This is a genomic window from Paraburkholderia silvatlantica (genome assembly GCF_003096715.1).
GTDB classification, from domain to species: domain Bacteria; phylum Pseudomonadota; class Gammaproteobacteria; order Burkholderiales; family Burkholderiaceae; genus Paraburkholderia; species Paraburkholderia silvatlantica.
Genome location: NZ_QEOL01000010.1, coordinates 146,063 through 166,541, shown reverse-complemented (window position 1 = coordinate 166,541; position 20,479 = coordinate 146,063). Strand labels below are relative to the sequence as shown.

Here is a 20,479-nt window from a genome sequence, read left to right as displayed (position 1 = left end):
GAGGTCGGATGGAATGCTAGGCGTTTTGCGTCGTTTCGGTATCCTTGACAATGCCGGCTTCGATAAGCCGTTGCTGGGTATCGGCGTCGATACCCAGCGCGTCCATCACGGCGCGCGTGTCGGCGCCGAGCGCGGGCGCTCGCGTGCGATAGGTCGGCGGTGTGCGCGAGAGCTTCACGGGCGCGCCCGTGCCGCGATAGCCTTCCATCTCGACGATCATTCGGCGGTGCAGCGTGTGCGGGTGCGCGGCCACGGCGTCGACGGTCTGCACGGGGCCGCACGGCACGCCGGCGCGGATCAGGTCGCGCGCGAGCGGCTCGCAGTCGTGCGCGGTGAGCCGCGCTTCGAGCGCGGCCTTGAGTTCCGGCCGATGCGCACAGCGGCTGCGGTTGTCGGCGAAACGCGGGTCGTCGGCGAGGCTGGGCACGCCGAGGTGCGCGCAGAGCTTTGCGAACTGGCGGTCGTTACCCACCGCGAGGAAGATGGGCGCGCTGAGCGTCGCGTAGCTGTCGTACGGCGCGATGTTCGGGTGCGCGTTGCCGCTGCGCTGCGGCGTGCGGCCGTTGCCGAAATAGTTCGGTAAATGCGGATGCAGGAGCGACACGCCGCAGTCGTAAAGCGCGATATCCACTGACTGCCCGAGGCCGCTCTTTTCGCGTTCTGCCAGCGCGAGCAGAATGCCGGCAAGCGCGTTCAGACCCGTGACCATGTCCACAATCGGCAGGCCGATGCGCAGCGCGGGCCCGTCGTGCTCGCCGTTCACGCTCATCAGGCCCGCCATCGCCTGAATCACGGCGTCGTAGCCCGGCAGGCCGCCGAGCGGGCCGTCCGGACCGAAGCCCGAAATCGCACAGTGAATCAGGCGAGGAAAACGCGGGCGCAGATCGCGCTCGTAGTCCATGCCCCAGCGCGCGAGCGTGCCCGGCTTGAAGTTTTCGACCAGCACGTCCGCGCCTTCGAGCAGCTGCCACAGAATCGCGCGGCCCTCTTCGCGCGAGAGATCGACGGCGATGCCCTGCTTGTTGCGGTTCACGCCAACGTAGTACGACGCCGTATCGCCGACGAAGGGCGGGCCCCAGCCGCGCGTTTCGTCGCCGTCGGGCGGCTCGAGCTTGATGACCTCGGCGCCGTGATCGGCGAGCGTCTGGGTGCAGTACGGACCGCCCAGCACGCGGCTCAGATCGATTACGCGCAGTCCGTGCAGCGCGCCGTTCACCGTGGTTGCTGCGGACTCCTTTGTTGTGCTCATTGCGCGCCGCCCCGGTGTGCAGGAATCAGTTGCATGGCCTGCTCGAGCGTCAGCGCTCGTTCGTCCACGAGCGCGCGCAGCGTCGCGGCGTGTTCGCCGCGTTCGTCGAGCGCGAGCGGGTCGCGCGGCAGCAGCTTGTGGCGCACGAGCAGGTGCGCGAATGCGAGGCGCCGGTAGTCCGGGGCGTCGTGCGAAATCTGCGCGGCTTCGCAGGCCATGAGGGCCGCCGTCGTGGCGTGATAGAGCGCGCTCGCGGCCTGGCGCACCGATTCGTCGCGGCCGCATTCGGCCACGCTCGCGAGCGCCGCGCCCGCGCGGTCGAACACGTCGCGCAGAAGTGCGGTACTTGTCCTGGGCAGACCGCTTTGCGCCAGCTCCGCATGCACGTGCTGCGTCAGCGCCTCGAACGCGCCTTCGCGCTTCGCCGCACGCGCGACGTCGAGCGCGACGATATTGCTCGTGCCTTCCCAGATCGAGCCCAGATGCGCGTCGCGCACGAGGCGCGGATCGCTCCACTCCTCGATATAGCCCGCGCCGCCGCGCACTTCCATGGCGTCGCCGGTGACGCGGCGCGCGTCGCGGCAGGCGCGGAACTTGATGAGCGGCGTGAGGATGCGCACGCACTTCGCCGCGAGTTCGTCGCCCGTATCGGCACGTGCGAGCAGCGTAGCAATGCGCATGAACATCGAGCGCGCCTGTTCGGCGGGCAGCATCATCTTGAGCAATTGACGCTGCATCAGCGGCATTTCGATGAGCTTGCGGCCGAACGCCTCGCGGTTGCGCGCCACGTGCAGCGCCTCGGTCACGGCGCGGCGCATGAGGCCTGCCGCGCGCACGCCGTTCGACAGCCGCGACATGTTGATCATGTCCGCCATCTGATGAAAGCCGCGACCCACCTCGCCGATCAGATACGCCTGCGCGCCTTCCAGCACGATTTCACCGCTCGCCATCGAGCGGCTGCCGAGCTTGTCCTTCAGGCGCACGATGCGATAGGCGTTGCGCGTGCCGCCGGGGAGCGTCTTCGGCAGCAGGAAGAGCGCGAGGCCCTTGATGCCGGGCGGCGCGTCGTCGGGGCGCGCGAGCACCATCGCGAGATCGGCGTCGGCGTTCGAGCAGAACCACTTGTCGCCGTATAGACGCCACACGTCTTCGCCATTTGCGTCGCGCTCACGCGTGGCGCGGGTGGCGATCCGCGCGACGTCCGAGCCCGCTGCCTGCTCGGTCATGAACATCGCGCCCTGGTAGAGCGTGTCGAAGTCCTGCGAGGCGAGCATCGGCAAATAGCGCGCAACCAGTTCAGGCGAGCCGAAGCGGCGCAGCGTGCGCGTGAGCGAGTCGGTCATGCTCACCGGGCAGCACAGGCCGAACTCGGCCTGCACGAACAAATAGGTGAGCGCGTATTTGACGAGCGGCGCGGGTGCGTTCGCGCGATGGCTCATGGCCGCGAAGCCAAGCTCCGCGTAAGCGACGCGTTCGAGCGCCACGTAGTCGGGATGCTTGTCGATGCGCTGGATCGCTGCGCCGCTGCGCGTGCGCTGTTCGAGCGTGGGCGGGTGCTTGTCGGCGACTAGCGCGAGCGCGTCGAGCTCTTCGGAGGCGCGCTGACCGAGCGCGACGAGGCGAGTTTCGATTGCGCCGAATGCAGCCTCGCCGAGATAGCTGCGCAAAAGGGGCGCAAAGCCGGGGTCGCTCGTGTAGAAGTTGATGCCGCGGCTGTCGGGGATGTTGGCCGAGCCGCTTGCCGCGGGGGCCTGCGGGGCCGGCGCGGCCTGGGTGGCAAAGGCGGGGCGATCGCTCATCGTGTGCTGTCTCCATGCTGTTTTACGTTGCGATTCGGCGTAGCTTAGGCACGGCTTCGATAACCGTCCAATACAACCGATGTCATGTACGATAAGTCCCATCTATCGATGGAACGCCGAAGGAGCCCTCCATGGAACTCAAGCAACTGCGCTATTTCGTGGCGGTGGCCGAAGAGCTGCACTTCGGGCGCGCGGCGCGCCGGCTCTTCATTTCGCAGCCGGCGCTGAGCTTCGACATCCGCAAGTTCGAGGAGCAGCTAGGCGTGCAACTGCTCGAACGCACCAACAAGGCCGTCGCGCTGACCAACGCCGGCAATGTGCTGCTCGAAGAGGCGCGGCGGCTGCTGGAGCAGGCCGACGAAGTGCGGCGCATCGCGGCGCGCTCCGCGCACGGGCTGGCGGGGCGGCTGCGCATCGGTTTCGTCAATTCGATGCTGTATCGCGGGCTGCCGGAAGCGGTGCGGCGTTTCGAGGCCGAGCATCCCGCCGTGGAAGTAGTGCTGCGCGAGATGAACACGGCCGAGCAGGTGCACGCGCTCCAGCGCCTGCAGATCGATCTCGGCTTCGCGCATTGGGGGCGCTTTCCGGCCGAGGTGCAGTCGGAGCGGCTGTTTTCCGAGCCGTTTCTATGCTGTCTACCGCAAGGGCATCGGCTTGCGCGCAGGCGCCGCATCGAACTTGGCGCGCTCGCGCGCGAACCGTTCATCCTGTTCCCGCGCTCGGTGTCGCCGCATTATCACGACCAGATCATCGCGACTTGCGTGGAGGCCGGATTCAGCCCGCAGATTCGCCACGAAGCGCGGCTCTGGCAAACCGTCGTGACGATGGTGGAGTTCGGCATGGGCGTCGCGCTCGTACCCGCCGCGCTCGGGGCTACGGGCGGCGGGCGCGTGGTATTCCGCCAGCTGTCTAGCAATCCTTATGAATCGCAGGTGCTAAGGCTCTTGCGCAGCGGCGAGGCGAATGCACTGGCGCAGGGGTTTGCGGGCTATCTCGGGGGCGAAGGGAAAACAGGGGGGACGCCACGCCCGTGAGTGGCACCAAAAACGGATCCAGTGAACGGCGCCCTCACCGGCCCCTCCGTAAATAGTCTGCTTGACGGATTGTATGACAGGAATATAATCCGTCGACAAGCGGACGGTCTGCCGTCTGGAGAAGGCGGCCGCGAGCCGGCCAAATAAGCCAACCTTACGGAGACAGCACCATGCAGATGGATGCCAGCATTGGAGGGCGCCTGGACAGACTTCCCCTGTCAGGCTTCCATTGGCGCCTGCTGGGGCTGATCGCGGCCGGCATGTACTTCGATTCGTTCGACATTTACATTGCCGGCACGGTGCTTGCAGCGATGGTTCACAGCGGCGAGTCCACGCTGGGTCAGAACGCGACGTTCGTCTCCGTCACCTTCATCGGCATGATGACGGGCGCGTGGCTCTCCGGCGTACTCGGCGACCGGTTCGGCCGCCGCTTCTGCTATCAGTTCAACCTCGGCATTTACGGCTTCGCGTCGATTGCCGCGGCGCTCGCGCCGTCGATCGACTGGCTGATCTTTTTCCGTCTCGTGATGGGGATCGGCATGGGCGCGGAAATCGTCGTCGGATACGGCACGCTCAGCGAATTCATTCCCGCCAGCTGGCGCGGCCGCTTTGGCACGATCCTCAATCTCATCATCAACACGTCGCTGTTTCTCTCGACCTTCCTCGGCTGGCTGATCGTCCCGCAGTACGGCTGGCGCTGGATGTTCGCGATCGCGGGATGCGGCGCGCTGTTCGTATGGTTCCTGCGCAAGTCGATGCCGGAATCGCCGCGCTGGCTCGCATCGCGCGGACGCGCCGGCGAAGCGCGGCAAATCGTCGAGCGCATCGAGGCGGCGTGCGGCAGCCCCGTGGACCGTCCGGCGAGCGGCACGGCGTCCCTCACGCGCGAGTTCCATGCGAGCGATGCCGACGATTCGGGCCGGCTCGGCGATCTGTTCTCGCGCCGGCTGCTCACGCGCACGATCACGGCCATCACGGTTCTCGTCGCGCTCTTCACCGTCAACTACGCTTTCGTCAGCTGGATACCGACGTTCCTCGTGAAGCAGGGACACAGCGTATCGAATTCGCTCGGCATCACGGCGCTGATGTTCGCGGGCGGTCCCGTGGGTTCGCTCATCGCATTCGTCCTCGCCGAGCGCGTTGGCCGGAAGTGGGGCATTGTCCTGTTTTCGCTCGTCTGCGCGGGCTTTGGCATCGCCTATCCGTTCGCGCAATCGGCGGTGGCGATCACGGCGCTGGGCTTTGCGATCACGGCGGGCATCTACGTGCTGTCGTCGTTCAGCGTCGCCACGTATGTGCCGGAGTTGTTCCCGACGGAGCTGCGGCTGCGCGGCTCGGGGCTGGCCAACACGGTGGGCCGCGCGGTCAGCATTGTCGTGCCGTATGCGGTGGCGGGTGCGTTCATGCGCTTCGGCATATCGGGCGTGCTGACGCTGATCGTCGGCACGCTGCTGATACAGGCGCTGATCGTCGGCGTGCTCGGGGTGGAAACGAAGCAACGCTCGCTCGAAGCGATCGCTGCCGACGCCGCGAGCGAACAAGCGCTGCAAGGCGGCGCGAGGGCCGCGGCGGAGTGAAGGACGCCGCACGGATTTCCAAACGGATTACCAGACTAAAGGACACATGAGACATGTCATCGCCCGCTGAGAACTACCAGATCTACGCAGTCAAGTACGCGCATTTCGAGCGCCGCTCAGGCGACAACTTTATCGGCGGCGACTCCCATGACGTGCCGATGCCGCTCGATTACTTCGTCTGGGCCGTGGTGGGCCCCACGCGCACGTTCATCGTCGATACGGGTTTCGACCAGGCGATGGCCGACAAGCGCGGCCGCACGATCACGAACACGGTCGAGCACGGGCTCAAGCAGATCGGCATTCGCGCCGGCGACGTCGAAGACGTCATCATCACGCACATGCATTACGACCACGCGGGCAATCACTCGCTGTTCCCGCGCGCGCGTTATCACCTCCAGGACCGGGAGATGGCGTATTGCACGGGCCGCTGCATGTGTCATCACGCACTGAGTCACCCGTTCGAACCCGAGGACGTGAAGTCGATGGTCGGCCGCCTGTTCGAAGGGCGCGTGCAGTTCCATGACGGCGCCTCGGAGATCGCGCCGGGATTGAGCGTGCACTGGGTCGGCGGACATACGAACGGCCTGCAGATCGTGCGCGTGCATACGCAGCGCGGCTGGGTCGTGCTGGCGTCGGACGCTTCGCACTTCTATGCGAACATGCAGGAGCATCGGCCGTTCCCCGTCGTCTACAACGTCGGCGACATGATCGAAGGCTACGAAGCCGCCCACCGGCTGGCGAGCTCGCCGAACCATGTGGTTCCCGGCCACGATCCCGCCGTGCTGACGCGCTATCCGTCGCACGACCGCGAGACGGAGGGCTGGATCGTGCGGCTCGATGCAGAAGCACGCTGAACGGGGCGGCAAGATGATCCTGAAAGGCAAGAGCGCGCTCGTCACGGGTTCGTCGAACGGCCTCGGTCTCGCGATGGCGCGGGCGCTGGCGGGCGCGGGATGCGACCTCGTATTGCACGGGCTCGAAACGCCGGGGCAGATGATGCGCACGACCGACGAGCTGGAGGATGCGTTCGACGTGAACGTGGCCTATGTGCAAGCCGATCTCGCGACGCCAGCCGGCGTCGATGCGCTGATCGGCGCGGCGCAGGAAAGGGTGCGCGCGCTCGACGTGCTGGTCAACAATGCCGTCGTCCGGCATTTCGCGGCCATCGAAGCGTTACCGCTCGATCACTGGAACCATGCGCTCGCCGTCAACCTCACGGCCGCGTTCCGCGCGATCCAACTGGTGCTGCCCGGCATGCGCGAACGCGGCTGGGGGCGCATCTTCAACATGACGTCGGTGTACGGCGCGCGCGCCGTCGCCAATCGCGTCGATTACGTGACGACCAAAACGGCGCTGCTCGGGCTCACGCGCTCGGTGGCGATCGAAACGTTGAGTCAGGGCATCACCTGTAACGCGATCTGTCCGGGCTCGGTGCTCACGCCGAACATCGACGGCCGCATCCACGCATTGATGGACGAGCGAGGCCTGAACCGCAGCGACGCGGTGCGCGAATTCCTCAAAGGCAAGCAGCCGACTGGCGAACTCGTCGAGGCGGCGCACGTGGGCGAGATGGTCGTGTTTCTGTGCGGGCCGGCGGCCAGCCAGATCACGGGCGCGATGATGCCGATCGAAGGAGGCTGGCTTGCAGGCTGATCCCATCGACGCACGCGCGCTGCAAAACGGCGCACTGACCCGCGCGCTCGCGCGCTTCGTGGCCGGCACGCAGTGGCGCGACGTGCCCGCCGCCGTGCGCGGCGAAGCGAAACGCTCGCTCGTCAATTACTTCGCCGTCGCGCTGGCAGGCTCGCATGATCCGACACTCGACAAGGCCGTGTCCGTCTATGGCCGCTTTCGCGCCGGCAACGACGCGACGCTCGTCGGCCGCAGCGAACGTACGGACATGCTGAACGCGGCCGCGCTCAACGCGATGAGCGCGAACGTCTACGACTTCGACGACACGCATATCCCGACCATCCTCCATCCCACGGCGCCCGTTGCCGCCGCGCTGTTCGCGCTCGCCGAGTCGCACGCGATGAGCGGCGAGGCGATGCTGCTCGCGTTCGTGATCGGTGTGGAAGTGGAATGCCGCATCGCTGACGCGGTGTCGCCCGAGCACTATCAGCGCGGCTGGCACATCACGTCGACGTGCGGCGTGTTCGGCGCGGCTGCGGCTGTTGCGAAGGCGCGCGGACTCGGTGAGGAGGCCATCGTGTGGGCGCTCGGCAATGCGTCCGCTCAGACGGGCGGCCTCGTCGAAACGCTCGGCACGATGTCGAAGAGCATCAGTGTCGGCAACGCGGCGCGCAACGGGCTGCTGTCGGCGCTGCTCGCCGAAGACGGCTTTTCCGGCCCCGTCGCGCCGCTCGAAGGCGAACGCGGCTTTCTGCGCGTGACGGCCTCGAAACCGCACTGGCATGCGCTCACGCAAGACCTCGGGCGCGAGTGGGCGCTGCTGAAGAACACCTACAAGCCGTATCCGTGCGGCGTGGTGCTCAATCCGGTGATCGACGCGTGCCTCGATCTGCGTCGCGACGCGCGCTGGTCCATCGACGATATCGAAGAGATCGAGCTCACGGGGCATCCGCTGCTGCGCGAGCGCACCGACCGGCCGGGCGTGCGTACGGGCCGCGAATCGCAGGTCAGCGCGCAGCATGCCGTGGCCGTGGCGCTGTCGCGCGGCAAGGCGGGACTCGACGAGTTCACCGATGCGGCAGTCGCCGATGCGTCGCTGCGCGCATTGGCGAGCCGGCTGCGCTTCGTCGATAACGCTGCGTGGCCCGTGGAATCGGCGCAAGTGACGATCGTGCTGCGCTCGGGCGAGCGCCTGTCGCATCGCGTGCAGGCGGCGCGCGGCAGTCTCGCCGCGCCGCTCGCCAACGTCGAGCTGGCGGACAAGCTGCATCGGCTCGCGGCCTATGGCCGCTCGGGCGTCGATGCGGGGCCGCTCGCCGACGCGCTATGGAAGTTCGATGCCGAGCCCGATGCGGGCGCCGTGGTGCGTCTCACGCGCGCCCGGGGCTTGGATTAACAGAGACGCTTTAATTTACGAGGATTGTCATGTCGAGTAGTCAGGCATCAAGTCAACGGAGCGGTCGCCTGCTCGGTTTCGTCGGCGTCGGCACGATGGGCCGGCCGATGGCGCGGCGGCTGATCGAAGCCGGTCACGCCCTGATCGTGTACGACCGCGATCAGGCGGCCGTTGCGGAACTGGAGGCGCTGGGCGCGCGAGCGGCCGCATCGGTGCGCGAAGTGGCAGACAACGCGCATACCGTGTTCACGAGCCTGCCCACGCCCGCGATATTCAAGCAGGTCGCGCTCGGCGACGCAGGCCTGGTCGATGGCGGTGCGATCAAGATCCTGGTCGATCTTTCGACGGTCGGCTCGCGCATCGAAAAAGAAGTCGCCGATGGGCTGCTGGCCAAGGGAATCGAAACCGTCGACGCGCCGGTGAGCGGCGGTGCGGCGGGCGCAACGAAGGGCACGCTCGCGATCATGGCGGCGGGCAATCCCGCCGCGCTCGAAGCAGTGCGCGGCCTGTTCGACGTGCTGGGCAAGGTCTTCGTCGTGGGCGACAGGCCCGGGCAAGGGCAGTTGCTGAAGCTGCTCAACAACATGCTGTCGTCCACGGCGTTCGCGATCACGTCCGAGGCGTTCGTCGCGGGCCTGCGCGGCGGCCTGGATCCGGACGTCATGATGTCGGTGATCAATGCGGGCAGCGGCAAGAACGGCGCGACGCTCGACAAGTTTCCGAAGCACGTGCTGCCGCGTACGTTCGATTTCGGCTTTCCCGTCGGCAGCGTCTGCAAGGACATCGGTCTTGCCGTCGACGAATGCCAGGCGCTCGGCGTGCCGATGTGGGTGGGCAGCGTCGCGCGCCAGGTATGGAATTACGCCGCGATGCAGGACGGCAGCGCACGCGACATGACGGAACTCGTCAAGTACGTCGAGCGCTGGTCGTCCGTCGACGGACTCGCGGACTGAGCCGCCCGGGTGGCTCGCCATGCGAGCCCAAAACATGCGAGCCCCAAACTTCACCACGGAGAATCCCATGATCGTTGAAATGCGCATCTATCATTGCGCGCCGACCCGCCTGCCGGCCTTGCTCGACCGTTTCACGTCCACCACGCTGGGCTTTTTCGAAAAGTATGGCATCGAGCAGATCGGCTTCTGGACCACGCTGATCGGCCCCAGCAATCACGCACTCACGTACATGCTGAAATGGAAAAGCCTCGCCGAGCGCGAGCAGAAGTGGAACGCGTTTCAGACCGACGCCGAATGGATCGCGAAGCGCTCCGCCACCGAAGCGGAGAAGCCGATCGTCGAGCGCGTCGAGAACCATTTCCTCACTCCGACCGCGTTTTCCGCGTTGCGCTAGGAGATCGACGTCATGACACAACCTCAGCGAATCGGTTTCATCGGGCTCGGCATGATGGGCGCGCCGATGGTGCAATGTCTCGTCAACGCCGGCTTCGGCCTCTTCATCGACGACGCCGACGCCGCGCGCGCCGACGCGCTCGCTGCGCAAACGGGCGCGCAGCGTCTGGGCAAGGACAATGCTGCGTCGCTCGACGCGTTGATCACGATGCTGCCGAATTCGGCCATCGTCGAAAGCGTGCTGCTCGGCGGCGGCGCGGATGGCTGGGCAAGCCGGCTCGCGAAAGGCGCCGTCGTGATCGACATGAGTTCGTCGGAGCCCGGACGCTCGCGCAAGCTCGGCTCGGTGCTCGAAGAGCGCGGCCTCGCGTATCTCGATGCGCCCGTGTCGGGCGGCGTGAAGAAAGCGAAGGAGGGCACGCTGGCGATTCTCGTCGGCGGCAGCGCGGAGGAGCTCGTGCGATGCAAGCCCGTGCTCGAGGCGATGGGCAAGAGCATTCTGCACATCGGCGGCGCGGGCGCGGGGCATGCGGCCAAGGCGCTGAACAACTACGTGTCGGCGGCGGGACTGGCCGCCACGGTCGAGGCACTGCACGTCGCGCAACGCTTCGGCATCGAGCCGGACGTGATGACGGACGTGCTGAACGCATCGTCGGGACGCAGCAATACCTCGGAGAACAAGGTGAAGCCGTTCATGCTGAGCGGCACGTTCGCCTCCGGCTTCGCGCTGCAATTGATGAACAAGGATCTGAAGATCGCCCGCGCGCTCGCGCAGTCGGTCGGCTATCCCATGACGCTCGGCATGACCTGCACGGCAATGTGGGACGAAGCCGCGCAACGTTCGACGCCCGCGACCGACCACACCGAAATGTACCGCCTGCTCGATGGCGACGCGTCCTGATCTTTCTGCTTTGGAGCCTGCCATGTCACATGCAGCGCAGTTCTATATCGATGGACGCTGGGTCGAGCCCGCGTCCCCCCGATGGTTCGACGTCGTCGATCCGTCCACAGAAGCGCCGTTCGAGCGCCTCGCCCTCGGCAACGCGCAAGACGTCGATCGCGCCGTGGCCGCTGCGCGCCGCGCGTTTCCCGCGTGGTCCGCGACGAGCGTAGCCGGGCGCGTCGCGATGCTGCGGCGCGTGCTCGGCATTTACGAGCGCCGCTATGAAGAATTCGCGCAGGCGATGCGCCGCGAGATGGGCGCGCCTATCGCGTTCGCGCGCAGCGGCCAGGCAGCGCGCGGCCCGGCGCACCTGAACGCGCTGATCGACGTGCTCGAGCGTTTCGAATTCGAAGAGCAGCGCGGCAACACGCGTGTCGTGCTCGAAGCGATCGGCGTGTGCGGACTGATCACGCCGTGGAATTGGCCCGTGAACCAGATCGTCGTGAAGATCGCGCCGGCGCTGGCGGCCGGTTGCACGATGGTGCTCAAGCCCAGCGAATATTCGCCGCTTAGCGCATTGCTGTTCGCCGAAGTCCTGGACGAAGCGCAACTGCCCGCGGGCGTGTTCAATCTCGTGAACGGCGACGGGCCGGGTGTCGGCGAGGCGATTGCTGCGCACCCGGATATCGATATGGTGTCGTTCACGGGTTCGACTCGCGCAGGCGTGCTGGTCGCGCAGTCGGCCGCGCCGACGGTCAAGCGCGTGGCGCAGGAACTGGGCGGCAAGTCCGCGAACATCCTGCTCGATGACGTCGACCTCGAAGAGGCCGTGAAGCGCGGCGTTGCCGCGTGCTTCACGAACTCGGGCCAGTCGTGCTCGATTCCCACGCGCATGCTGGTGCCGCGCCAGCTGATGAGCGATGCCGTGCAGATCGCGAAGCGCGCGGCACAGTCATACCGGGTAGGGCCGACCGAAGAGCCGTCCACGCAGCTCGGGCCGCTCGTCAACCGCAACCAGTTCGAGCGCGTGCAGACGTTGATCCAGAAGGGCATCGACGAAGGCGCGCGGCTCGTGACGGGCGGCACGGGGTTGCCCGCCGGCATCGAAAAAGGCTATTACGCGCAGCCGACCATCTTCGCCGACGTCACGCCCGACATGACGATCGCGCGCGAGGAAATCTTCGGACCGGTGCTCTCGATGATGCCTTACGACAGCGAAGAGGAAGCCATCGCGATTGCCAACGGCACCGAGTACGGTCTTGCCGCGTACGTGCAATCGGGCGACATCGCGCGCGCCCGCAAGGTGGGCCGTGCGTTGCGTGCCGGCGGCGTGCATCTGAACTATCCGCCCGCCGATTTCAACGCGCCGTTCGGAGGCTACAAGCGCTCGGGCAACGGCCGCGAGTGGGGCGAAGCGGGCTTGCGCGAATACCTGGAAACGAAGGCGCTGGTCGGGTACGGCGCGGATTGAGCGGCGCGCGGGCGGACCTGAGCCGCAGGCGCGCCAAAAAATTTTGCGCGTTTTGATTGTCGGACAATCATCGCGTCTGGCAATCGGCATGCGTGGAGCAACTGAACGAATCGGGCAACTGGGAGGACCTTGAAGATGGACAGCAACGAACGTTTCGACAAAGGCTTTGAAAACCGCAAGGAAGTGCTTGGCGCGGCGCACGTGGAGAAGTCGTGGGCCAATGCCGACGACTTCAACCGGCCGATGCAGAAGTACGTCACGGAGTGCTGCTGGGGCGACATCTGGGGCGACAAGACGCTGCCCTTCAAGACGCGCAGCCTGCTGAACCTCGGCATGCTCACGGCGATGAGCCAGCATCACGAACTGTCCGTGCACGTGAAGGGCGCGCTGCGCAACGGCGTGACGAAGGAAGAAATCCGCGCGGTGCTGATGCAGGCGGCCATCTACTGCGGCGTGCCGCTGGCGCTGGCCGCGTTCCGCGTGGCGACGGACGCGATCAAGGCGTACGAAGCGGAGACTTCGACGGTTTGACATAGCGGCGCACGCCGCGCCGGCATGCGCCGGCAGCAGGGCGCACGGCGCAACATCAACCTACGCAGACCACGCACCGCGCGATGCGGGCAATCAATGCAACGAACTTGCATGCGGCCGGAGCGGGCGCGAGAGCACCGACTCCGGTCGACAACAGGAGACAACGATGAAGACACTGACCGCGAATGACGTCGTACAGTCCGAAGGCGAGCAGACGATCGAAACGAAAAGACGCAACGCCATCAAAGGCGCGTTCTTCTCCGAGTACATCGACATGTTCGATATTTACCTGCCCGTCGTCGTACTGTCGCCGGTGCTGGCGTTTTTCCAGCCGCCGCATCTGTCGGGCGGGATGGAGACGATTCTCGCGTCGCTGGTGTTCATCACGACGCTGCTGGGGCGTCCGATCGGCGCGCTGCTGTTCGGGATGGTGGCGGACCGCATCGGCCGCCGCAAGGCGTCGATCTGGTCGGTGTCGGGCTTCGGCGTCGTTACGCTGCTGATCGCGCTGCTGCCGGGTTACGAAAGCATCGGCATCGTGTCGTACTGGGCGCTCGTGCTGTTGCGCTTCGTCGACGGCATCTTTCTCGGCGGCGGCTACACGGGTGCGATGCCGCTTGCCATCGAGTATTCGAAGAAGGAGCAGCGCGGCTTCGTGGGCGGCTTCATCATCGCGGGCTTTCCCGCCGCGTATGTGTCGATCAATCTGGTCGCGATGCTGATGTTCTGGTTCTTTCCGCTCAGCGGCATGCACTCGCCGTATGCGCAATGGGGCTGGCGCATTCCGTTCGTGCTGGGCGCCGTGCTTGCGGGCGCGCTGGCAATGTACTACGTGCACAAGGTCGCCGAATCGGAGATCTGGAAGAGCGAAGCCGCCGAGAAGGCCGATCAGCCCGAAAAGCTGCCGCTGACGGACCTGTTGCGCGGCAAGAGCGGACGCAACCTGCTTCAGGTGCTGGTCATGATGACGGGTTTCTGGCTCACGCAGAACATCATCACGATCTTCCTGCCCACGGGGCTGCTCGTGAAGACGCTGCATCTGTCCGGCTTCCAGATGACGTTCACGCTGATGATCACCTATTTCGTGCTGTTCTTCAGCTACATCGGCTCGGGCATGCTCGCGCAGGTGATCGGCCGGCGGCGCTTTTTCGCGATCGTCGGTCCGCTGATCGCGACGGTCGGCGCGGCACTGCTGTATGTGCTCGCGAACGTCGACGGGCTGTCGCTCGCGGCGATCATCGGGCTGGTCTGCGTGCTCGCCGTGCTCGTCACGTCGCCGTGGGGCGTGATCGTCACGTACATCAACGAACGGTTCGTCACCGATGTGCGCGCAACGGGCTTCGGCGTGGGCTTCAGCCTCTCGGTGATCATCCCGTCGTTCTACGCGTTCTACATGGACTGGCTCAGCGCGTTCATGCCGTTGCGGCTGACCTCGGTGGTGCTGCTGTGCCTCGGCGGTCTGATCGGCGCCGTCGGCGCGCTGATGGGACCGGAAACGAAGGATGTCGATTTTTGACGAATGACCTGACTGGAAGGGAAGAGTGGAAATGAACAAGGAACGGATCGGATTCATCGGCCTCGGCAACATGGGCGGCCGCATGACGCGGCGCCTCGTCGATGCGGGCATCGCAGTGCTCGGCTACGACACCGTGCCCGCTCGCGTGGAGGCGGCGGGCGCTCAGCCCGCGTCCACGATAGCGGACGTCATGAAGTTCGCCGACGTCGTGATGCTGTCACTGCCGGACAGCAAGGTGGTCGAGGCCGTGGTCGAAGGCGAGGGCGGCGTGCTGGCGCACTGCCGCGCGGGGCAGATCGTGGTCGACCTGAGCACGGCGGCCGCGAGTTCGACCATACGGCTCGCGCAGCGCTTCGCGCAAGGCGGCGTGCAGTATGTCGACGCGGGCATTTCGGGCGGCGCGGCCGCGGCGGAGAAGGGCACGCTCACGCTGATGGTGGGCGGCCAGGCGAGCGCCGTCGAAGCGCTCCAATGGGCGTTCGCGCCGATCGCCACCAAGGTCGCGCACATGGGCGAAAGCGGCGCGGGCCACACGACCAAGCTGCTGAACAACTTCCTCAATGCGGTGAGCCTCGCGGCGAGCGCGGAGGTGATGGTGGCCGGCAAGAAGGCGGGGCTCGACCTGCATCTGCTGCTAGACGTGCTCAACAGCAGCAGCGGCGTGAACTTCGCGACGCTCAATCGCTTTCCGAAGATCGTCGACGGCGATTATCTGGAAGGCGGCCTGACGGGCAAGCTCATGACGAAGGATGTCGTGCTCTATGTCGATCGCGTGCGCGAACTGGGCGTGGTGTCGCTCAACGCGTCGGGACCGCTCGCGAGCTTCGGCCTTGGCACGGCGCTCGGCTATGGCGACGTGATCAGCAACCGCGTCGTCGATGCGATCGGCGACGTTTCGGGCGGCGTGCGGCTGTTCGACGGAAAGCGGAAAGTTTGACGAGAAGAGGAGAGGCAATCATGAAGGTTTTTCACGGCAGGGCGGAAGGCAAGATGTCGGAGCAGCGCGGCGAAACGTTCTCGGGGACGGTGTGGGCCGACCCCGTGATGCCGGCGACCGATGGCGTGACGATCAACACCGTGTTCTTCGCGCCGCGCGGCCGCACCTACTGGCACACGCACGAACACGGCCAGGTGCTGCAGGTGACGGCGGGCAAGGGCTGGATCTGCAAGGACGGCGAGGCGCCGCAGGAAATCCGCCAGGGCGACATCGTGTTCATCGGACCCAACGAGCGCCACTGGCACGGCGCGAGCGACGGCAGCTACATGGTCCATATCGCCACGTCGATCGGCAAGTCGATGTGGCAGGAAGAAGTGTCGGAGGCCGACTACCCGAAGGGGCTCGACGCACGCTGATGCAAATCGCGGAACGCGGCGCGGGCCGCGTTCCGCGTGCAGAGGTTTGACCATCGCCATCACAAGGAACGACGCAATGAAGCAGGGAGACCAGCCGGCGCGCGAGCCACGCAAGCCGCAGCAGATCAAGGACGATTTCATGCGCGTGCACGGCGGCTGGAACGCCGCATGGGACAGCATGCTTCGTCTCGATGCGGGCTTCGTCGATGCCTACGTTCAGCTCTGCGCGGTGCCGCAGCGCAGAAACCATCTCGACGATAAAGTACGCGCCTTCATCGCGCTTGCCGCCGACGCGTGCGCCACGCAGCTATACGGGCCCGGTGTCGCGCATCATCTGGAGCGCGCGCTCGCATTCGGCGCGACGCGCGAAGAACTGATGGAAGTGCTGGAGCTGATCAGCACGATTGGCATCCATACGAGCAATGTCGGCGTGCCCGTCCTGCTCGAAGTGCTCGAAGAAGAAGGGCTGCGCGCGGGACCCGCGCCGCTCGACGAACGCCGCCGCGCGCTGAAGGAAGCATTCGAAAAGAATCGCGGCTATTGGCATCCGACATGGGAAGGGCTGCTCGAATTCGATCCCGATTTCTTCGAGGCGTATGTGGCGTTTTCGTCGGTGCCGTGGCGTACGGGCGTGCTGAGCCCGAAGGTCAAGGAATTCATGTATTGCGCGTTCGACGCGTCGTCGACGCATCTATACGTGCCGGGGCTCAAGCTGCACATGCGCAACGCGCTGCGCTACGGTGCGACCGCGGAAGAGCTGATGGAACTGCTCGAGGTCGTCAGCACCACGGGCATTCATGGCGCGGAACTCGGCGCGCCGCTGCTCGAGGCGGCGCTGGCGAAACAGCGTCTGGCGGCGACGCCCTGACCCGTCGGGCCCAGACGACAGCACGAACCGGATGCGCGCCAAACGCTTGAAACGGGCGGCCATGAAGTATCATACGGGTTGGATTTTTGTCGGACGGGAAGACAATAATGTCGACTGATATGGGGTTGATCCGGCCTGAGACGCTGCGTCACCAGGTCGAAAACGTGCTGCGGCAGGCGATCATGAGCGGGCGCTTCGCTCCGGGCGCGCGTCTGATCGAGCGCGAGCTTTGCGAAACGCTGGGCGTGAGCCGGACTTCCGTGCGCGAGGCGCTGCGCAAGCTGGAGGCCGAAAAGCTCGTGCGCAACGTGCCGCACAAGGGGCCCGTGGTCGCGGTGATGTCGCGTGCCGAGGCCGTCGAACTCTATGCGCTGCGCGCCTTGCTGGAGGGATTTGCGGCGCACGAATTCGCGCGGCTTGCCAGCGACGACGCCATCGCACAGTTCGGCGAGGCCGCGAAGAGGCTGCGCGCCCAGGCGACGGCGCAGGACCAGGACGGCGTGCTCAAGGCCAAGGCGGCGCTCTACGACGTGCTGCTCGACAACTGCGGCAACCATCTCGTGAAGGAAATTCTCAACAGCCTCTACTCGCGCGTGAATCTGCTGCGCGCGACGTCGCTGATGCATCCCGACCGGCTGCCGAGCAGCCTGCGCGAAATCGACAAGCTTCACAAGGCGCTGAAGGCCCGCGACGCGGACGAGGCGCAGCAACTGGCCCGCCAGCACGTGTTGAACGCGGAAAAGGCCGCGTTGCGCATGCTGGCCGAGCAGGGCGACGGGGACGCTTCCGGGTGACGCGTTGAAGCGTCACGAACGTCTCCAGCATCCTCGCTGCTTCAATGCTGCGATGAAAGAGGTCGCGGTCGACGCCAGCGTTCCTGGCGATGACGCTCTTGTTTGGCCTTCCGTAACACGTGGGAAGCGACTCGCCGCTTTGTTTCAACTGTTCCAGGTAGCTCCGCAATCGGGCTACGGGGCGATCCGTGAAGTCGCCTGCAGCTACTCTGTTCTGCCCAAATACGACAGATCTCCATTCAGGTAGCCGATAAGGAGTTGCGCCTTATGTTCCACGCTATGGAGCCGTAACGTGCGCAACATCTGACTCAGACTAATCACCTGATCGGGTAAAGCCGCCTGTGCGATTGGCGGCTACGATCGATCAGGCGGTTCCTGAATGCCATCAGATCTGGCCGATGATAACCGTATCGGAATGAAAGATGATGACGCATAGGGAACTGGCCCAGGTCCCGTAAGCGCTCGAGGACACTCACCGGTATTCCTATCCAGGCGGCTGCCTGGCGCTCTCCGAGGATCTCATTTCTTTGGGGCCCAGGCGGCAAAGCAATCGATTCAGTATCGACGATGTTCCGCCGGTTCGTCCCGGCTCCTGGACGCGGCTGGTTGGCGCAACTATTCTGCGCGTTGCTCGTTGTATCCAATCGCATCGAGCGTCGCACGCATCGAAGAGACGTAATCAACGATCCCCAGCTCCTCCGAAGCTGGATCGATATTTTACGAAGACTATTTTCATCACCGTGACCAGTACAGTGCGCGCTGGGCTTGGTGCACACAGGTGGCCAGGTCGAGTCAATTCTGACAAGTGAGGATACCTTCCCGATTGAAAAGGACGGCATTCCAGGCAGCGGGCGCGGCGGTATCTTCGAGTCCGAGAGGGCGAATCGAATTGCGCTTGCGAACGCGACGCATCAACCAGATGCCTGAAATCGCGGTCGCAGCACTGCCGAACCGTGTGTAGCCGAGCATCACATCCGTTCTCACGTGATGTTTCGATGGTCCTGATCGATCACATTGTTCAGTATTCCGACGATCCGACTGTCGTTTCCGCAGATATCAGACCATCAACCGGCATGGCGCTAGTGGGGTGTCGCATACCTTGCTGTCCCATCGGCTTCCTCTGGTTCACAAAAGGAAGCTTGAGCGTACGTTGGGCTGTTTGGAGCCCGCACCGCCATTGATCATTGCCAATCCTAAATTGTATACGATATAAATAATTCACAAAAAAGCACGATCGATACGGGTAAACCTGCATGATTTTATCGGTTGTCGGCTTTTTTGATGGAATATAGTATACCAACAGTTACACACCTTTCAAACGTTACTCCGCGCGCGTATGCGCGCTCCGGGAGATGCAATGGAATCGCCTGTTGTACTTGGCTTGACGCATTGGGTTTATCTTTGTGGGGTGATCGCGATCATTGTTACGCTCGTGTGCAGGGCAAACGTGGTCGCGCCGGCAATCCTCGCAACGTTTGCGACAGTATTCGCCTTTTCGGGACACTTCTCGACGGCACTCGAAGCCGTGTTCTTCGCGCCGTTGACTGCGGCTCGGGAGCTGTTCAACATCTTTTTGGTCATCTCCCTGATGACCGCATTGCTTAATGCACTGAAAAGCATTAACGCGGACGTCAGGATGGTGCAGCCATTCAAGGCGTTGATGGTGAACGGTCACGTCGGGTATTTCGTCCTTGGCTTTGTGAGTTATGTGCTGTCGCTGTTCTTCTGGCCGACGCCGGCAGTGCCTCTCATAGCGGGCATTCTGCTGCCAGCCGCGATCTACGCCGGTGTACCTCCGCTCGGTGCCGCTATGTGCATTGGAATTGCAGGGCTCGGAACAGCGCTGTCGTCCGATTACGTGATCAAGGTTGCTCCTGGCATAAGTGCTAAAGCGGCGGCGGTACCGATGCCGCTGGTCGCAGACAAGGCGTTGGTCCTTTCGCTCGTGACCGGCGTAGTAGCGTTTCTGATTGCCTACGTCAGGATTCGCCGGTACATCGAGGCGCCGGATGTGCGGAATTTGGAACGCTGGGAATCACTCGAGGTCACCGCCAACTCGACGCTATTGTCAACGAAGGGCGGCCGTGCGCGCATCCGTCGTAACAAACCGCAGCACGCATCAGTGGGTGACGGCGGCCACGGTGGCTCGACATCTCGCCCCGTTGGAGTTGCGCCCCGTGATCTTCTGACGCCGACGCAAGAGCGCTGGTCCCGGCTTTTTGCCATCGTGATCCCTGTATCGTTTTTGAGCATCGTGGCCTACATGGTCCTTCCGCATGTGATACCCGGATTCAAGGGCGCCAGCGGCAATGCGGCAGCAGCCCTTGTGGGTGGCGTTGCGGGGCTCCTCATGGTCGCGGTCGCTGCAGCCCGCGATTACCGTTCCGTCTGCCGGCGCACCTCCGAACACATCACCGAAGGCTTCGTATTCTCGTTTCGCGCCATGAGTTCAGTCTTGCCTATTGCGGGATTCTTTTTCATCGGTGTCGCCGGTACGGCTGCGCCAATCCTCGGACTTCCGGCGGGCGTACCTGCACCTGGACTGCTGGCGGACCTCGTGAAAGCCGGGGAGCATTTGATCCCGCATGACAAATTCTTTGTCTCATACGGCATATTGCTCGCGGGTATGGTCACCGGCATCGATGGCTCTGGATTCGCCGGGCTTCCGTTGACAGGCGCACTGTCGGGAGCGCTTGGGCGGGCGGTGGGCCTTGACGTTTCCACTCTCGCGGCCATCGGCCAGATGGGATCGGTCTGGACGGGCAAAACCATGACGGCATGGTCCGCGTTAGCGGCAGTAGCCAGCTTCGCTCGAGTTCCGGTGCTGCAGGCTGTACGTCACCTCATGATTCCTGTCCTGACCGGATTGCTGGTGTCGACCCTCGTCGCGATTGTTCTCTGGTGAGCAGTCTGAATCCCCGCGCCGTTTGAAGCGGGGCAACGGTTCAGCGCCGCCGCGATTTCTCCGAAGTCACACAGTTGAAGTACCGCATAGCCTCAAAAATCCATTTATCCTCCCCCAATATAATA

At 64.7% G+C, this 20,479-nt stretch carries 18 protein-coding genes; 16 read left to right on the top strand and 2 right to left on the bottom strand.

Annotated features, from left to right (window positions below; translation table 11 throughout):
- Nucleotides 1-16: 16 nt before the first annotated feature.
- Nucleotides 17-1,249 carry a CaiB/BaiF CoA transferase family protein gene (locus C7411_RS15720; protein ID WP_110385187.1) on the bottom strand — a complete coding sequence of 411 codons (1,233 nt, stop codon included), beginning with the start codon at nucleotides 1,247-1,249 and terminating at the stop codon, nucleotides 17-19.
- The gene (locus tag C7411_RS15715; RefSeq protein ID WP_110385186.1) at nucleotides 1,246-3,048 is read right to left on the bottom strand and encodes an acyl-CoA dehydrogenase family protein; all 1,803 of its coding nucleotides are present in this window, start codon (nucleotides 3,046-3,048) and stop codon (nucleotides 1,246-1,248) included. Before C7411_RS15715 ends, C7411_RS15720 begins: the two co-directional genes overlap by 4 nt.
- A 131-nt stretch (nucleotides 3,049-3,179) precedes the next feature.
- Between C7411_RS15715 and C7411_RS15710 the strand changes: the two genes are divergently transcribed.
- The 16 genes from C7411_RS15710 (at nucleotide 3,180) to C7411_RS15635 (ending at nucleotide 20,354) form a co-directional block, all read left to right on the top strand.
- Entirely contained in the window at nucleotides 3,180-4,082 is a 903-nt protein-coding gene (locus C7411_RS15710) for a LysR family transcriptional regulator (protein WP_110385185.1), read from the top strand.
- A 170-nt stretch (nucleotides 4,083-4,252) separates the two neighbouring features.
- A complete protein-coding gene (locus tag C7411_RS15705) occupies nucleotides 4,253-5,659 on the top strand; it encodes an MFS transporter (protein ID WP_110385184.1) in 1,407 nt (468 codons plus the stop codon).
- 53 nt (nucleotides 5,660-5,712) lie between these two features.
- The gene (locus C7411_RS15700; protein WP_110385183.1) at nucleotides 5,713-6,513 is read left to right on the top strand and encodes an N-acyl homoserine lactonase family protein; all 801 of its coding nucleotides are present in this window, start codon (nucleotides 5,713-5,715) and stop codon (nucleotides 6,511-6,513) included.
- A 13-nt stretch (nucleotides 6,514-6,526) separates the two neighbouring features.
- A complete protein-coding gene (locus C7411_RS15695; protein WP_110385250.1) occupies nucleotides 6,527-7,312 on the top strand; it encodes an SDR family oxidoreductase in 786 nt (261 codons plus the stop codon).
- The gene (locus C7411_RS15690) at nucleotides 7,302-8,687 is read left to right on the top strand and encodes an MmgE/PrpD family protein (RefSeq protein ID WP_110385182.1); all 1,386 of its coding nucleotides are present in this window, start codon (nucleotides 7,302-7,304) and stop codon (nucleotides 8,685-8,687) included. The genes C7411_RS15695 and C7411_RS15690 overlap by 11 nt, the downstream gene beginning before the upstream one ends.
- A gap of 29 nt (nucleotides 8,688-8,716) precedes the next feature.
- Nucleotides 8,717-9,640 carry an NAD(P)-dependent oxidoreductase gene (locus C7411_RS15685; RefSeq protein WP_110385181.1) on the top strand — a complete coding sequence of 308 codons (924 nt, stop codon included), beginning with the start codon at nucleotides 8,717-8,719 and terminating at the stop codon, nucleotides 9,638-9,640.
- A 67-nt stretch (nucleotides 9,641-9,707) separates the two neighbouring features.
- Nucleotides 9,708-10,034: an NIPSNAP family protein gene (locus C7411_RS15680; RefSeq protein ID WP_110385180.1), complete on the top strand. Its 327-nt coding sequence runs from the start codon at nucleotides 9,708-9,710 to the stop codon at nucleotides 10,032-10,034.
- Between the two features lie 12 nt (nucleotides 10,035-10,046).
- Nucleotides 10,047-10,934: an NAD(P)-dependent oxidoreductase gene (locus tag C7411_RS15675; protein WP_110385179.1), complete on the top strand. Its 888-nt coding sequence runs from the start codon at nucleotides 10,047-10,049 to the stop codon at nucleotides 10,932-10,934.
- A 22-nt stretch (nucleotides 10,935-10,956) separates the two neighbouring features.
- The gene (locus C7411_RS15670) at nucleotides 10,957-12,387 is read left to right on the top strand and encodes an aldehyde dehydrogenase family protein (protein WP_110385178.1); all 1,431 of its coding nucleotides are present in this window, start codon (nucleotides 10,957-10,959) and stop codon (nucleotides 12,385-12,387) included.
- 135 nt (nucleotides 12,388-12,522) lie between these two features.
- Entirely contained in the window at nucleotides 12,523-12,918 is a 396-nt protein-coding gene (locus tag C7411_RS15665) for a carboxymuconolactone decarboxylase family protein (protein ID WP_042265184.1), read from the top strand.
- A 166-nt stretch (nucleotides 12,919-13,084) separates the two neighbouring features.
- On the top strand, nucleotides 13,085-14,434 hold the full coding sequence (locus C7411_RS15660) for an MFS transporter (RefSeq protein ID WP_110385177.1): 1,350 nt from the start codon (nucleotides 13,085-13,087) through the stop codon (nucleotides 14,432-14,434).
- Nucleotides 14,435-14,465: 31 nt separating this feature from the next.
- Nucleotides 14,466-15,371 carry an NAD(P)-dependent oxidoreductase gene (locus C7411_RS15655; protein ID WP_110385249.1) on the top strand — a complete coding sequence of 302 codons (906 nt, stop codon included), beginning with the start codon at nucleotides 14,466-14,468 and terminating at the stop codon, nucleotides 15,369-15,371.
- 20 nt (nucleotides 15,372-15,391) lie between these two features.
- Nucleotides 15,392-15,787 (top strand): cupin domain-containing protein, encoded by a 396-nt coding sequence (locus C7411_RS15650; protein WP_042265192.1) that lies wholly within the window; start codon nucleotides 15,392-15,394, stop codon nucleotides 15,785-15,787.
- Between the two features lie 76 nt (nucleotides 15,788-15,863).
- Nucleotides 15,864-16,655 (top strand): carboxymuconolactone decarboxylase family protein, encoded by a 792-nt coding sequence (locus tag C7411_RS15645; RefSeq protein WP_110385176.1) that lies wholly within the window; start codon nucleotides 15,864-15,866, stop codon nucleotides 16,653-16,655.
- 107 nt (nucleotides 16,656-16,762) lie between these two features.
- Nucleotides 16,763-17,449: a GntR family transcriptional regulator gene (locus C7411_RS15640; RefSeq protein ID WP_110385175.1), complete on the top strand. Its 687-nt coding sequence runs from the start codon at nucleotides 16,763-16,765 to the stop codon at nucleotides 17,447-17,449.
- Nucleotides 17,450-18,806: 1,357 nt separating this feature from the next.
- Nucleotides 18,807-20,354, top strand: coding sequence for a hypothetical protein (locus C7411_RS15635; RefSeq protein WP_110385174.1), 1,548 nt, complete (start codon nucleotides 18,807-18,809; stop codon nucleotides 20,352-20,354).
- Nucleotides 20,355-20,479: the final 125 nt, after the last annotated feature.